Source organism: Hydrotalea flava (assembly GCF_001623405.1).
Classification (GTDB): Bacteria; Bacteroidota; Bacteroidia; order Chitinophagales; family Chitinophagaceae; genus Hydrotalea; species Hydrotalea flava.
Genome location: NZ_LUHG01000100.1, coordinates 1 through 15,391, shown reverse-complemented (window position 1 = coordinate 15,391; position 15,391 = coordinate 1). Strand labels below are relative to the sequence as shown.

The 15,391-nt window shown below is 38.1% G+C and carries 13 protein-coding genes, 1 tRNA gene and 2 pseudogenes; 10 read left to right on the top strand and 6 right to left on the bottom strand.

Annotated features, from left to right (window positions below; translation table 11 throughout):
* Positions 1-246 precede the first annotated feature (246 nt).
* The 5 genes from A0F92_RS12145 (at position 247) to A0F92_RS12125 (ending at position 6,315) form a co-directional block, all read left to right on the top strand.
* The gene (locus A0F92_RS12145; RefSeq protein ID WP_068246449.1) at positions 247-2,877 is read left to right on the top strand and encodes an MGH1-like glycoside hydrolase domain-containing protein; all 2,631 of its coding nucleotides are present in this window, start codon (positions 247-249) and stop codon (positions 2,875-2,877) included.
* 400 nt (positions 2,878-3,277) lie between these two features.
* Entirely contained in the window at positions 3,278-3,733 is a 456-nt protein-coding gene (locus A0F92_RS12140; RefSeq protein ID WP_167517074.1) for a hypothetical protein, read from the top strand.
* Positions 3,688-4,482: a sensor histidine kinase gene (locus tag A0F92_RS12135; protein WP_167517073.1), complete on the top strand. Its 795-nt coding sequence runs from the start codon at positions 3,688-3,690 to the stop codon at positions 4,480-4,482. The genes A0F92_RS12140 and A0F92_RS12135 overlap by 46 nt, the downstream gene beginning before the upstream one ends.
* Positions 4,482-5,156 (top strand): response regulator transcription factor, encoded by a 675-nt coding sequence (locus A0F92_RS12130; RefSeq protein WP_068246439.1) that lies wholly within the window; start codon positions 4,482-4,484, stop codon positions 5,154-5,156. The genes A0F92_RS12135 and A0F92_RS12130 overlap by 1 nt, the downstream gene beginning before the upstream one ends.
* A 40-nt stretch (positions 5,157-5,196) precedes the next feature.
* Entirely contained in the window at positions 5,197-6,315 is a 1,119-nt protein-coding gene (locus tag A0F92_RS12125; protein ID WP_068247077.1) for a glycoside hydrolase family 130 protein, read from the top strand.
* On the opposite strand, the gene A0F92_RS12120 is transcribed toward A0F92_RS12125, so the two are convergent.
* Together A0F92_RS12120 and A0F92_RS12115 are read right to left on the bottom strand one after the other, a co-directional pair.
* Positions 6,312-7,484 carry a trans-sulfuration enzyme family protein gene (locus A0F92_RS12120; protein ID WP_068246436.1) on the bottom strand — a complete coding sequence of 391 codons (1,173 nt, stop codon included), beginning with the start codon at positions 7,482-7,484 and terminating at the stop codon, positions 6,312-6,314. The genes A0F92_RS12125 and A0F92_RS12120 overlap by 4 nt on opposite strands.
* A 181-nt stretch (positions 7,485-7,665) precedes the next feature.
* On the bottom strand, positions 7,666-8,091 hold the full coding sequence (locus tag A0F92_RS12115) for an OsmC family protein (protein WP_068246433.1): 426 nt from the start codon (positions 8,089-8,091) through the stop codon (positions 7,666-7,668).
* Between the two features lie 67 nt (positions 8,092-8,158).
* Between A0F92_RS12115 and metX the strand changes: the two genes are divergently transcribed.
* The 3 genes from metX to A0F92_RS12100 are packed head-to-tail and all read left to right on the top strand — an operon-like array spanning position 8,159 to position 10,729.
* On the top strand, positions 8,159-9,196 hold the full coding sequence (gene metX, locus A0F92_RS12110; RefSeq protein WP_068246430.1) for a homoserine O-acetyltransferase MetX: 1,038 nt from the start codon (positions 8,159-8,161) through the stop codon (positions 9,194-9,196).
* Positions 9,197-9,235: 39 nt separating this feature from the next.
* Complete coding sequence (locus tag A0F92_RS12105) at positions 9,236-10,504, top strand: alkaline phosphatase family protein (RefSeq protein ID WP_068246424.1); 1,269 nt, start codon at positions 9,236-9,238, stop codon at positions 10,502-10,504.
* A 42-nt stretch (positions 10,505-10,546) separates the two neighbouring features.
* Positions 10,547-10,729, top strand: a complete 183-nt coding sequence (locus A0F92_RS12100; RefSeq protein WP_068246422.1) for a DUF6728 family protein — start codon at positions 10,547-10,549, stop codon at positions 10,727-10,729.
* A gap of 70 nt (positions 10,730-10,799) precedes the next feature.
* On the opposite strand, the gene lpxB is transcribed toward A0F92_RS12100, so the two are convergent.
* Positions 10,800-11,915 (bottom strand): lipid-A-disaccharide synthase, encoded by a 1,116-nt coding sequence (lpxB, locus tag A0F92_RS12095; RefSeq protein WP_068246420.1) that lies wholly within the window; start codon positions 11,913-11,915, stop codon positions 10,800-10,802.
* A 150-nt stretch (positions 11,916-12,065) separates the two neighbouring features.
* Between lpxB and A0F92_RS12090 the strand changes: the two genes are divergently transcribed.
* Both A0F92_RS12090 and A0F92_RS15935 read left to right on the top strand, forming a co-directional pair.
* Positions 12,066-12,142 (top strand) — tRNA-Pro (locus A0F92_RS12090).
* A 300-nt stretch (positions 12,143-12,442) separates the two neighbouring features.
* Positions 12,443-12,577, top strand: coding sequence for a hypothetical protein (locus tag A0F92_RS15935; protein WP_262490040.1), 135 nt, complete (start codon positions 12,443-12,445; stop codon positions 12,575-12,577).
* Between the two features lie 118 nt (positions 12,578-12,695).
* Here A0F92_RS15935 and A0F92_RS12085 read toward each other — a convergent pair.
* From A0F92_RS12085 to A0F92_RS12075, 3 genes and pseudogenes are all read right to left on the bottom strand, one after another.
* Positions 12,696-13,448 (bottom strand): annotated as a pseudogene (locus A0F92_RS12085) (SDR family oxidoreductase).
* A gap of 307 nt (positions 13,449-13,755) precedes the next feature.
* On the bottom strand, positions 13,756-14,613 hold the full coding sequence (locus A0F92_RS12080; protein WP_068246417.1) for a DUF2306 domain-containing protein: 858 nt from the start codon (positions 14,611-14,613) through the stop codon (positions 13,756-13,758).
* A 407-nt stretch (positions 14,614-15,020) separates the two neighbouring features.
* Positions 15,021-15,391 (bottom strand): annotated as a pseudogene (locus tag A0F92_RS12075) (integrase core domain-containing protein); the annotation flags it as partial.

Genomic DNA, 15,391 nt, shown 5'->3' with positions numbered 1-15,391 from the left:
TATACATGTGTATCCGAAAGGTAAATAAGGGTTGATTTACAACCTGCATTTAAAGAAGAGGTATTTCTAAGCCTTGATAGGGTTACCCAATTTAAAGAATGGCTTGGCAAATAGCATTCTACTGATGAAAACAGACAATTATTTTTTTCAGGAAGAATTCAAAAAAACGAATATGATAACATTTTTCGCACAAAATTGAGTTGAATCTGTTATTGAATGCGTTGCATACCTAATTTGCAGCCTGTTATGAATGCAGAAGAAAAACGGTTAAAAGACAATAGTGCAAAAAGAGTGCCCTTAGAACAATGGGGGCCGTATCTTTCCGAACGCCAGTGGGGCACCGTTAGGGAAGATTATAGTACCAACGGAGATGCCTGGAATTATTTTCCATTTCATCATGCCATTTCCAGAGCCTATCGCTGGGGAGAAGACGGGTTATGTGGCATCTCGGATTTTTTTGGAAACCTGTGTTTTGGCCTTACGCTGTGGAATGGGAAAGACAGTATTTTAAAAGAAAGATTATTTGGCTTGGGTAATTCAGATGGTAATCATGGAGAAGATGTTAAAGAATTGTACTATTATTTGGATAACCTGCCTACGCATTATTATATGCAAATGCTCTATAAGTATCCGCAGGAAGCATTTCCTTATGAGCAACTGATTCAGGAAAATAAAAAGCGCAGCAAATTAGAGCCCGAGTATGAAATTTTAGATACCGGTATTTTTAATGATAATAAATATTTTGATGTTTTGGTAACCTATGCCAAACTCAATAAAAAAGATATTGGAATTAAAATTGAAATAACGAACAGAGCTGCCACAGCAGCCCCTTTAACCCTAATGCCAACACTTTGGTTTTTTAATCGCTGGCAATCTAAAGCAACCGATAAAAAACCTGTCATTAAATTAACTAATAAACCCGGCCTTGTAAAAGCCATGCATGAACGGTTAGGTAATTATTATTTGTATTATCCCGAAACAAATCTCTGTTTATTTACCGAAAATGAAACCAATACTGAAAAACTATTTGGTATACCCAACGCATCCCCATTGGTGAAAGATGCATTTCATGATGCCATCATTCATAATAAAAACAAAGAGCTGTTAGCTGCGCAGAAATCGGGTACTAAATTTTCGCCGGTATATGAATTTATAATAGAACCTAGCCAAACATCAACGACGTATTTGCGCTTAAGTTCAGCTGCAGTTCAACATCCTTTTGGTTCAAATTTTGAACAATTATTTGTAAACCGTAAGGCAGAGGCCGATGAATTTTATCATGATATATTACCTAAACATATTTCAGACGATTTAAAAAATATACAACGGCAAGCCCTTTCCGGGTTGCTATGGAGTAAACAGTTTTATTATTATGATGTGGAAAGATGGTTGCAGGAAGGTGATGGAATTACCGCGCTTTCCTGGCAAAGAACCCATGGGCGTAATAGTGAATGGCAACATCTAAAAAATCAGGATATTATATTAATGCCTGATAAATGGGAATACCCCTGGTATGCGGCTTGGGATTTGGCATTTCATTGCGTTTCTATGGCAATGGTAGATACCAATTTTGCCAAACATCAGTTAACACTCATTATGCGGGAATGGTATATGAAACCCGATGGGCAACTGCCGGCTTACGAATGGCATTTTAGCGATGTAAATCCGCCTGTTCAAGCCTGGAGTGCCTTACAAATATATCATTTGGAAAAAGCAAAAACAGGAAAAGGCGATATTCGGTTTCTTAAAAAAGTATTTCATAAATTAATCATCAATTTTACCTGGTGGATTAACCGAAAAGACCCGCAGGGCAATAACATTTTTGAAGGGGGATTTCTTGGCTTAGATAACATAGGTGTATTCAATCGTAGTATTCAGTTAAATAACCAGTCAAAGTTAGAGCAGGCCGATGGCACCAGTTGGATGGGGATGTATGCATTGAATTTAATGGATATTGCCATTGAAATTGCTATGCAGGATGATGCTTTTGAAGATAGCGCTACAAAGTTTTTTGAACATTTCATTTTAATTGCAGAGGCCCTGAATCAATTAGGCATGTGGAATGAAGAAGATGAGTTTTTTTATGATAAATTGGGTTTGGCCGGAGGAGAAACATTGCAATTACGCATTCAATCAATCGTGGGATTAACCTCTTTATTTGCAGTTTCAGTGATTGATAGAAAAGTGTTGAAAAAATTACAGGATTTTGATAAACGTATTTCCTGGTACAAACAATACCGGTTAAAAAATGATAAATTTTGGCCCAATGAAGAAAAAACAGATCAGGATAAAATATTAATATCTTTAATACCTAAATCAAAATTAGTAGGACTGCTCAAACATTTGCTGAACGAAACCGAATTTTTATCAGATGGAGGCATCAGGGCTTTATCGAAATTCCATGAAAAAAATCCATATTCTGTTATCATTGATGGCATTCAGTACTCTATTCAATACGATCCCGGTGATTCAACTTCCGATTTTTTTGGAGGCAATAGTAACTGGCGGGGCCCGGTTTGGATGCCCATTAACTACCTCATCATTAAAAGCATTCAAAAATTTGGCGAGTTTTATGATGGTTCTTTAAAAGTAGAATACCCCACCGGTTCGGGAAATTTTTTAGAATTAAGCCAGGTGGCCGATGAGTTAGTGAAAAGGGTAATCCGTTTATTTACGTTGAATGAGCAAAACGAAAGAAAATTACATGGCAAGGATAACTGGTTTTACCGGCTTCCCGAAAACAGGCATCTGTTGCAGTTTTATGAATATTTTCATGGCGATAACGGTCACGGGTTAGGTGCCAGCCATCAAACGGGATGGACCAGCCTTATTGCCGAATTAATTGCCGAACGGGCCGAACTGAATGGCGGGGCATAAAAAAAAGAGGGAGGCCACATCCTCCGCTCTCTTATCCCCAATCAAAAACCAAAAAATATAAAACTGTGGTTGGTTTAGAATTATGGTGCGAACATATTTTAAAAGGTGCATCCAAAAAAACGTATTTCTACGTAGTGAAATCACTTATTTTTACATATAATAACCCTCAATGACCGGATTTTTAGTGTATATCGAGCTTTTACTGCTGCTAATTGGCGGGTATTACCTTTTTGTTAAACTGAAAAATTCCGGGTTTCCCGACCTGAATTTTTTAAAAATACTGTATGTTTTAACGTTTTTTACAGAAATAACCGGTAAAATCACAGCACATTATGGCTTTCATAATATATTATTATATAATTTATTTATACCGATCGAGTTTTTTTTACTGGTAAAAATTATGGAAAAGAATATTCCGGCCTATTTACAATGGCGTAATTGGCCCAATACCGGACTCTTCATTTTTTCACTGATATATATTGGTGAAATTATTTACAATAGAGGGTTTAACCATTCCTTCGTTTTTTTCAGTCATACTTTTACTTCCTTTTATTTTATGGTGTTGGGTTTTGTTTATTATTACAGGTTAATTCAGTTAGAAATTGCCATATACGCCAAATCTGACTGTGTTTTTTGGTTGGTTACCGGTTTATTTGTGTACCAATTTGCCAACTTTTTTATCAACCTCTTTTTTCCCTATATTGTTGCACTGTATCTTTCAGATGTCAATAACTTAGGTATTTTAATCATTAATATACTCCGGGCAATTTTCAATGTCTTTTTTTATGGTGCCTGGGTTTATGCGTTTATATGCAAGTATCGGGAAACTATATCATCTTCATCATCCTATGCCTAACTGCTGTATTTCTACTGGTGGCTTTTTATATTGTAGTGCAGGTAATTGCTTATGCCAGAAAAAAAAAGAAATACGAGGCTGAAAAAAATCAAATGAGCCAATTGTTTGAGCAACAATTAATTCAAACCAAATTAGAAGTACAGGAACAAACTTTACAAAATTTTTCAGCCGATTTGCACGATAATATTGGCCAGCTATTAAGCCTAACCAATGTTACCCTGGCTTCTGTAAATATTAAAGAAGATGCCAAAGCTGCCACTAAAATACAAGTTGCTCAGGATTTAATTAAGCGTAGCATTAAAGAATTAAGGCTACTGGCTAAATTATATCAGGGCGAAAAATTGATTGAAAATGGTATAGCAGAAGCTATTACACAAGAGGTACAGTGGTTTCAGCGAAACGATTATTTGAAAGTTGAATTTAAAAATAACTTACCCGACAATTTTAATCTTTCTCACCCTTACGCAAACTTATTTGTATATCGTTTAGTGCAAGAATGTTTGAGTAATATCATCAAACATGCCGATGCAACTGAAATTTTTATATTTTTAGGAATAAAAGAGGGTCATTTAATGTTGGAAATAAGCGATAACGGTAAGGGGTTTGTTTATGATGAAAAGAACTTCCAATATACCGGCATGGGTATTTTTAACATGAAACAACGTATTGCTCTTTTAAATGGAACCATGAATATTATTACCCGTGAAGGAAAAGGCACTTGTATTGTATTTAATATACCCTGTGAATAATGGAAAATGAACCTATTAGAATTGCTTTGGTTGATGACCATGCACTATTTAGAAGTGGTATTGCTGCTTTGTTGAAAGAGTTTGATGATTTAATGATTGTGTTTGAAGCCTCGAATGGCAAGGAATTACAGTTTTTATTACCCGAACATCAACCCATACACGTTGTTTTAATGGATATTAAAATGCCGGGATTAAACGGGTTTGATACAACGGAATGGATTAGCAGTAATTATCCCCAAACTGCAGTATTGGCTTTGAGTATGTTTGATGAAAGTACTGATATTATAAAAATGCTGAAGGCAGGTGCAGGTGGTTATTTGCTGAAAGAATCTTCGCCGGAAGAATTGTATGCCGCCATTACTACCATTCATCGCGATGGATTTTTTAGTAACGAATTGGTATCTGATAAATTAATTAAATCCTTAAAATCTGGTCGCCATATAGAGGATTGGTATGAACAATACAATTTAAACCAAAAAGAATTAGAGTTTTTAAGATTGTGTGCTACTGAACTTACTTATAAACAAATTGCTGAGACCATGGGTGTAGCCGAACGAACAGTAGAAAACTATCGCCAGTCATTGTCAGAAAAATTAGAAATTAAAAACAGGGTAGGGCTGGCTTTATTTGCCATCAAAAATAAACTGGTAAGTTTGGGAAATGAAACATTGTAAAAAACTTTTGCCTGCCTATTGTTTTATCCTATCTATCATTATGCAGCCTTGCGTAAATGGTTTATTTGCGCAAACAGTAATGCATAATGATGCATGGGCATTATTGCCATTTACGAAAGTGAATGCATACAATCCCATTTTATTACCCGGTAATCATTCTTTTAATGATCCAATAACACATACCCAAACTTTTTGGGAAGCTGCACATGTGTTCAATCCGGCAATAATTGTAAAAAATGATTCTGTTTTTATGCTATACCGAGCACAGGATAGTGCAGGTACTTCACGCATAGGCATGGCCGTTAGTACCGATGGTTTTCATTTTACAAAAATGCCAAAGCCCGTGCTGTTTCCAGATAATGATGCATTTAAAAAATATGAATGGCCCGGCGGATGTGAAGATCCTCGTATTGTTATGGATGAAAATGGTACTTATTGCCTAACCTATACCGCTTTTGATGGGCATTTAGCCCGTTTAATGGTGGCCACTTCCACCGACTTAATGCATTGGAAAAAACAAGGCCCTGCATTTGTAAATGCGTATAGCGGAAAATACCTGAATGTATGGTCTAAATCAGGTGCTATTGTTGCTACTTATACCAACAATAACATTATTGCCACCAAAATAAAAGGCCAATATTGGATGTATTGGGGCGATCAATACATATGGTGTGCTACCTCCCCCGATTTAATTCATTGGAAACCGGTGGAAATGCCAAAAGGCACCCAACCTGCTATTGCATTAAGAGGGCAGGCGCAAAATATGCCGCAATTGCAAATAGCATTACCCACCCGTAAAGGCAAATTTGATAGTGATTTGGTGGAATCAGGTCCTGCAGCGATGCTAACACCTAACGGTATCCGCTTGCTGTATAATGGCCGAAATATTCCTGCAATTGGCGATACCAGTTTGCCGGAAGGTACTTATGCAGCCGGACAGGCCTTATTCAATAAAAATAATCCATTACAGTTAAAAAATCGCCTACAGCATTACTTTATGAAACCAACTGAGCCTTATGAAATTAACGGACAGGTAAACCATGTTTGTTTTATTGAAGGCCTCGTTCATTTTCAGCAACAATGGTTCTTGTACTATGGTACAGCCGATTCAAAAATTGCTGTAGCAACCTGTCCTAAACCATTATTACTTCATCCTTAACAATATTGCAAGGCTTGTTCAATATCGGCTAAAATATCTTCTTTATGTTCTAAACCAACGCTAATACGAATTAAGCCGGGTGTAATACCAACGGCTAATCGTTCTGCATCACTTAATTTGGCATGGGTAGTACTGGCCGGATGTGAAGCAATGCTTCTGGTATCGCCTAAATTAGCAGTTAACGATAACATTTGTAATGCATCTAAAAATTTTCTGCCGCTATTTAATCCACCTTTTAATTCAAAACAAACAATAGCGCCGCCATTCTGCATTTGTTTTTGTGCAATGGCATATTGAGGGTGCGAAGGCAAAAATGGATAACGAAGTGAAGCGATTTTAGCATGGCCTTCTAATGCATTCGCCAGAAAAAGCGCATTGGCACAATGCCTTTCCATTCTTACTTCTAATGTTTCTAAGCTTTTACTCAGTACCCATGCATTAAATGGCGATAGTGCAGGTCCGGTACTTCTGCAAAATGCATAAATTTCTTTGATCAAATCTTTTCGGCCAACTACTACACCACCCAAAACCCGGCCCTGGCCATCCATCCATTTGGTGGCAGAATGTATCACCAGGTCAGCACCAAAATCAATTGGCTGTTGTACGATGGGCGTAGCAAAACAATTGTCAACATTTAAAATAATCTGATGTTTTTTGGCCAAACTTCCCAGCATCGATAAATCTAAAATATCCAAACCAGGATTAGTGGGTGTTTCCACATAAATCATTTTGGTATTGGGTTTTATGGCTGCTTCCCATTCATTAGCTGAGGCATTAGTGCTGATATAACTGTATTCAATACCGTATCTGTTCAGGTATTTCGTAATAACAGTGTGGGTACTGCCAAAAATACTGTTACAGGCAAGCAAATGATCACCCTGCTTTAATAAAGCCATGAAAGAGCCAAATACAGCACTCATGCCCGAAGCTGTAGCGTATCCGGCTTCAGCACCTTCTAAAGCACAAACCTTATCAATCAATTCCTGCACATTCGGATTACTGAAACGGCTGTAAATATTATCATTTGTTTCGTCGGCAAATGCAGCCCGCATGGCTTCTGCGTCATCATAGCAAAAGCTGCTGGTTAAAAACAGCGGTGTGCTATGTTCCATTTCATTGGTGCGTTCTGTTTGAATGCGAATGGCCTGTGTAATTTTATCTTGTTGCATAACCTACATTTTTTAATTTAAAAACATTAATCTGCTAACGCGTTGTTCTATTAAGCTCTGAAAAGCTTACTGGGAATAGGTTTCAATAAACCTGGCTCAACAGCCATTAGTTATACAGCGTTTACTGAAACACCATTAGCCATGAGTTTCAAACGAAAACTGATTTTAATAGCACAATACCTTAATCTGCTATTACTTCAGCATCCCATTCAATGGTGCACCCGGCTGCTCTTAAGGTGGCAGCAACCGAGCAGTATTTATCTATAGAAAGGGCACATGCTTTTTTGATCTTTTCTGCATCAACAGTTCCCTTAAAAACAAAGTGAATGTGTACATATTTCCATAAAGCCGGTTCTTTACCCTGCTCACGTTCGGCCTGAATGGTCATGGTAAAATCATTAATTTCCTGCCTTTGTTTTTTTAAAATAGAAACAATATCAACGCCACTGCATCCGCCTAAACCCATTAACAGGGTTTGCATGGGCCTAAAACCGCTGTTGTGTCCGCCAATTTCAACAGCACCATCTGTTCTGATGGTGTGTCCATTACTGTCTGTACCCACAAAAGCATAGGCATCATCTATTCTTTTCACTTCAATTGTTGTCATTTGTAAAAGATTTCTGCAAATGTAATTTAATCATGTGCTTATTTTGCTGTTGAAACCCGGAATTAATATGACGCAACTTTTTGAATACCAGGATGATTTTAAAGTAGAGAATGGATCTGTATTGCCCGGCATAACCATTGCTTATACCACTTATGGCACGCTCAATGCAGCAAAAAATAATGTGGTATGGGTTTGCCATGCTTTAACAGCCAATGCCGATGCAGCTGCCTGGTGGAAGGGTTTGGTAGGTGAGGGCTGTTTTATTGATCCGGAAAAATATTTTATTGTAGGGGCTAATATTATTGGCTCCTGTTATGGTACAACAGGTCCTTTAAGCATTAATCCGGTTACACAACAACCTTATTACGGAACATTTCCGGGCATTACCATTCGCGATATGGTACAGGCACATATCTTATTGCGCAAGCATTTGGGTATTACATCTATCCATTTATTAATGGGTGGTAGCATGGGCGGATATCAGGCTTTAGAATGGGCCGTAATAGAGCCTGCCGTAGTGCAACGTTTATTTTTAATTGCCACCTCACCTTCTGAAAGTGCCTGGGGCGTTGCCGTACATACCGCTCAGCGCTTAGCCATTGAAGCCGACTGCACCTGGCAACAAGCACATCCTCAGGCAGGTGCAAAGGGTTTAAAAGCCGCCAGAGCCATTGGTATGCTTACCTATCGCAATTATGATACTTTTCAGCAAAAACAAACTGACCCTGATCCTGAAAAAATAGACCATTTTAAAGCATCTTCTTACCTTCATTATCAGGGCGATAAATTGGTGAATCGTTTCAATGCGTATAGTTACTGGCTATTAACCAAAGCAATGGATAGCCATCATTTAGCCAGAGGCAGGGGAGGAGATTTAGTCCGTGTATTGCAGCAACTCAAAACTCCAACCTTAATTATGGGCATTACCAGCGATATTTTATGCCCGGTTGCAGAGCAGCAATTTATGGCGCAACATATGCCCAATGCTACTTTGGTTAAAATTGATTCGGCTTTTGGGCATGATGGCTTTATTATTGAAACCGAACAAATTACCCGTTCTTTGAAACAGTGGATGAAGGATGAAATGCATCCGAATATGGGCTGAATAAACATGATTTGTTATCAACAAATTTTTTCTTAATATATGAAACAGATATATAAAATAACACTTCGTTTATTTTGTTGGCTATTCATGCAACAGTTGTTGGCACAAGATACCCTTCAACACATAGTGCCAGGCAGGATAAACAGTGCCGAACAACAGCAAAAACCTTATGTAATTCTTATCTCTGCCGATGGGTTTCGGTACGATTTAGCCGATAGTTTTCAAGCCATGCATTTACAGCAGTTTCGTACGGCAGGGGTACAGGCCGAGTATATGAAGCCTGTTTATCCCTCTTTAACTTTTCCCAACCATTATGCGATTCTTACAGGTATGTATCCTGCTCATAACGGATTGGTTGATAATAGTTTTTACGATGTTAACAAAGGCCAGTTGTACACCATGGGCAATAAAAAAGCAGTGGCAGATAGCTCCTGGTATGGTGGCACACCATTGTGGGTATTGGCCGAGCAACAACAAATGCTTACTGCCAGTTTTTACTGGGTAGCTTCTGAAGCAGCTATTCAAGGGGTAAGACCTACCTACTATTATATTTACAATGATAAAATTGGAATTGATGAACGTGTTGATGTGGTAAAAAATTGGTTGCAATTGCCTCCTGAAAAGCGCCCTCACTTTATATCATTTTATTTGCCGGAAGTTGACCATGCAGAGCATATGTTTGGCGTAAATAGCAAGCAAACTGACGAGGCTGTTCATTTTGTAGATGAAGCCATTGCCAAATTAAATACTGCTATTGCCCCTTTAAACCTGCCGTTAAATTATATTTTTTTATCAGATCATGGCATGGCCGATGTTGATGTAAACAACACTATACCGCTTCCTTCTGCCATTGATACCAATAATTTTATCATTCCCCGCAGCGATATGTTATTGCATTTGTACGCTAAAAACAAGGCAGCTATTTTACCTACTTACCAAAAATTAAAAATGCAGGCGAAAGATTTTAGTGTGTATTTAGCCAACGAAATACCCGAACGCTGGCACTACAACCAATCTAACGATTATTATAATCGGGTGGGCGATATTTTATTGGTACCACATTTTCCAAAAGTATTTAATTTAGGTTCCGGGAAAATTACTCCCGGCAAACATGGATATGATAATAATATGCCTGAAATGAGGGCTACATTTTATGCATGGGGGCCGGCTTTTAAACAGCATTATACCATTCATGGTTTCGAAAATATACATGTATATCCATTAATTGCAAAAGTGCTGGGTTTGCAGTATCAAAGTGATGCGATTGACGGGCAATTAAAAGTTTTAGCACCCATTTTAAAACAATAAATCAACAAAACAGGCATCTGCTTGTTTCAATAAAAAAAACTTATGGGCATCTGGAATCAAATATTACAATACCTGTTCATCAAAAAACGCGATCCCAATCAACCGCGTACCACCTACTTAAAATATATGCATGGCATGAACCGAATTTCATTGCTCATGTTTATTGTAGCGCTCATTATCATGCTGTTTAAACTGGTTATTATACCTCTCATACACAAAGGGTAGGTAGTTATGTAACCGGCAATAGTGCTACTATGTAGCTGCTGTTGCGTTGCACACTTGTACGTTTAGCACATTATTCAGCTTTTTGTGCCGTTTCAAAAACCCGGTTTGCGGCTTTGAAGGATGCATGTCCGCCTGCCTGCAGCAAGGTTTTCAATGCTGCATAATCTTTTTTCAGGGCTTGTAGTTTCACCTCATCGGTTAAAAGTGCAGTCAGTTCATTAATAATGTTTGTAACGGTCATATCTTGTTGTATCAATTCTTTTACTACCGGCTTATCCATTATCAAATTCACTAAACAAATATATTTTATCTTCACTATTCGTTTGGCAATAGCAAAACTAATAGCGCTGCCTTTGTAGCATACTACTTCCGGCACACCAAATAAAGCGGTTTCTAAAGTAGCAGTACCACTGGTAACCAATGCGGCTTTAGCACTGCATAACAAACCGTAGGTATTGTTTTTAACAATAGAAACATTTTGATAAGGGGCTAAAAATGGCGTATAAAAAGCATCTTCTTGTCCCGGTGCTTGCGCCACCTTAAATTCATATTCCGGAAAATGCGCAGCTACCTGTAGCATCACGGGTAGTTTAACGGCAATTTCTTGTTTACGGCTGCCGGGTAAAATGGCAATAATGGGCTTATTGGCCGTAATTTTTTGCGGTGCATTTTTTTGATATTGTTCAATTACATCTACCAGTGGGTGGCCTACATATTCAACATCCCAATGCCATTTATGTTGATAATAATCTTTTTCAAACGGCAGGATGACCAACATTTTGTCTATGGATTGTTTCATTTCTTTTACCCTATTTTCCTTCCATGCCCATACCTGTGGAGAAATATAGTAAACTACTTTAATATTTTTAGTTTTAGCCCATTTAGAAATACGCAAATTAAAACCCGGATAATCAATTAACACCAGTACATTGGGTTGATAATTCAAAATATCCTGTTTACAAAAAGCAATATTTTTAAAAATGGCAGGCAGGTTTTTAATGACTTCTGCAAAGCCCATAAAAGCCAGGTCGCGATAATGTTTTACCAATGTTGCGCCGGCCTGTTGCATTAAATCGCCGCCCCAGCATCGAATGTTTGCTGCGGTATCAATATGATGTAATTCTTTTATCAGGTTACTGCCATGTAAATCGCCACTGGCTTCTCCTGCAATAATATAGTATTTCATTACCGGGTAAAGATAAGAAGGTTGGCAAGAGAAAGATAATTTTGAAAGCAATACCTATTAATAGGGTAGATCACAAAACATGCTTCAGCTTCTTTTCTAAAATAGCGTTTTGTTTGTATTTTTACGGCGCTTATTTAAAATGGAATGTTACGGGATGTAGCGCAGCCCGGTAGCGCGCTTCGTTCGGGACGAAGAGGCCGCTGGTTCGAATCCAGTCATCCCGACCACGCCCGCCATAGTTTCAGCAAAGGCGGGCTTTTTAACTGGTATTCGTGCCACCCCACAATAAATGCTTTCTTAAAGCGGCTTAAAAATAAGGGCTGGCAAAAAATTGCTTCCTATTCAAAAAAAGCGTAAAACAGAGAGAAGATTAAATGAGGAGCCTGCAAGGGTTGTAAATAATAACCGGTAGATAAAACAACTGAGCGCATATCAGGAAATGGCATATAACACCGGTTGGGCAATTTGCCCGCAGATCATTGGGGAAATTTTAAAATAAAATTTTAACCATTAAAATGCCATGCACTATGATTGCTTTAAAAAACACACAACACAAAACGCTCATTGATTTTTATGACAAAACAGGAGAAACCCTGGCGGGATTGGCCTGTTTCATTCAACATGGTTCAGGTGGTGCATATGCTGTAACAATTCCTGCCTGAAGAAATACATTTTCGATGCATTTCAAAATTCTCTGTTTCCCGGGTCTTCAAGTCTTGTTGTTAACTCTAATCTTACCGGCCGAATTTAGGGAAGCATACAAAATCTATAGCATTCTGTTTACAACTCCTGTTTGGTGGGTCTAAACAAAATTTCGTTGATGTCTACGTCCTCTGGCTGACTAATAGCAAATGCAACAGCCCGGGCAAAGGAGTTTGCTGGAATTGCATAATTCTCGTTGAAGTCTTTTATGCCTTTGGCTATATCTTGTTCGCTAATGCTATCAGGCAACTCGGTATCGATCGCACCGCGTGAGATGATGGTGGTGCGAATATTGTATGGCTTCACTTCCATCCGCAGTCCTTCGGAAATGACTCTCACAGCATGTTTGGTAGCTGCGTACACCACACCATTCGGGCGAACTTAATGACCGGCTACAGAAGATACATTAATGATATGCCCGGATTTTTGTTGCTGCATATACGGGAGCGCTGCCGCAATCCTGTATAATACACCTTTGATGTTCATGTCTATCATCTGGTTCCATTCGTCAATCTTCAAACGATCTAATGGTGAATGTGGCATCAGACCGATATTGTTGAGAATAATATCAATTCGGCCAAATGTTACAACAGCTGTATCCGCCAATGCCTTCACCTGTTCATACTTTGTAACATCTGTCATGATTGCAAGCGCCTTAGCACCTTTATTTGTTAATTCGTCTGCCAAAGACCGGATGCGGTTGACACGCCCTGCACCTAATATGACAATTGCTCTCCGTTCGGAAAGGTGCCTTGCGGCGGCTTCACCGAGCCCACTGCTTGCTCCTGTAATAACTATCACTTTCCCCTCAATATTGTTATTACTTTCCATACTACGCTTGGATTATTAATATCTTCTATCATGAAGATTATCACTTAATTCTTTACTTCACTGTTATATTCCTCATCAGTCACAGGAGCCAACCATACTGTTGAACCTTTTTGCGTATTCGTTATTGTCAGTTGAATCAATTCATTATCGCGACTTGCACCATGCCAATGAGGAGGACCATTAGGGGGGACATGTGATCACATCCCCTTTGTGAATGATCCTTTTCGCTTTGCCTTTTTCCTGGTAGTAACCTGTTCCGCCGGTAATGAATATTTTCATAGTATAATGTTGTTCTCTCTTTATTCCTTTAATTATTCAAATATTCAAAAATAGCAGGTCCCCAATAGTATTTGGTAAAATAGTAAGTACCTATACTAAAAAATATGGAAGTAATAAGAAATAATATAGAAACTATTGTTTTTAAAACAGGATGGATGCTTTTGTCTTTATATCGGATATAGAATTCAATAATAATGAGATTTGGTATATAAAAGAAGAAATCCATTATCATATCAAAAGATCCTTGGAAGTCTGGAGTACGCCATAATCTTCCTGCCAAAATTATCCAAAAACCATAATACATCCGGTATAGCCACGATGCTATGCCAAGAGCAAATAATCTTAAAGCCCATTCCCAGTGTTTATCAAATTTTTTTAGACGTGCGTAATAAAAGGTTTTAATACCGGCAAATAGAGTAAGCAAACCATATAAGCCGAAACCAACATTCATCATAAAACCTCCAATGGTTCCTTGCAAAAGAATATAAGATAGTCCACCTACCGCAGCAAGGATTGAAGATAACACATAAACTTTACCTATAGTTCTGTGAAATGCGGGAAATTTATTTCTTATCGGACTAATAAACTGAAGACATCCCATCAATAAAATTAAAGCACCAGCTAGCATATGTAGCATTAGTCCATTACTTGCTGTAATATTATTTGGATTGTGTAAGCCGGGTAGAATCTGATTCCATCTTTCGGGATGACCTTTTATTGTAGAACCTACATAAAAGGCAAGTATATACAAAGCAAAAAGTAACGAACTACTCCACGCTACAGTAAGAACAGAATTTCTACTGAAAATATACAAGGATTCGCTATAATTGTTTTTATTTTTATCTAATAAATCCTCGGAAGTTGAGAGAAATGTGTTAGATTTCATACATACCTCATTTTTAGAGTATCTTTAAAAACCTAAGTTACGAAGCAATATTTTAATATACAATAGTCCGGTAAGAAAAAGAGTGTGAATATGTGGAAAAGTCGGATACAATAAGAGCCTGTTTAAAATTTAGGGCATCTCTAATAACCCATTTTTTTGTTGGCGATATTTAAATGGATGATTTTTGATGCAGTTTAGTTGTAATTGCTACTACTTAATCTGACAACCGGTTAAATTTAGAGCAGGTTTTTTTAAGGCATATGCGATAAAAATTATTGGTTAAAAGTGGTTGGGTTTTGATCAACCGCTTTATTATTTTCATCGGTCAGAATATTCCTGGCAGGTTGCTCCTCAGCAGAGCCTGCTTCCGCTTCTTCTGACATGCTAAAGTTAGCGTCTTTTTCCAAGAGTTCATCGATACGTTTTTCTTTGGCTAAATGCACACTGTCAATAAAAGTTTGCATGGGCGTTTTGCCATAGCAGTATTTACCTGAGTGTGTCCGCTCTTCATTGTAGTGTCTTAGCCATTGGTCAAGATCCTGCTGCATTTGATCTACGGAGGTGTATATTTTTTTTCTGAACGCTACTGCATAAAATTCTTCCTGAATGGTGCGATGAAAACGTTCACAGATACCATTGGTTTGAGGGCTGCGGGCTTTCGTTTTTGAGTGTTCTATTCCTTCGATTTGAAGATACAATTCATACTCATGATACTCCGGCTTGCCACAGAATTCGGTTCCACGATCAGTTAAAATCCGCAGCAGTGGCAGTTGTTTAG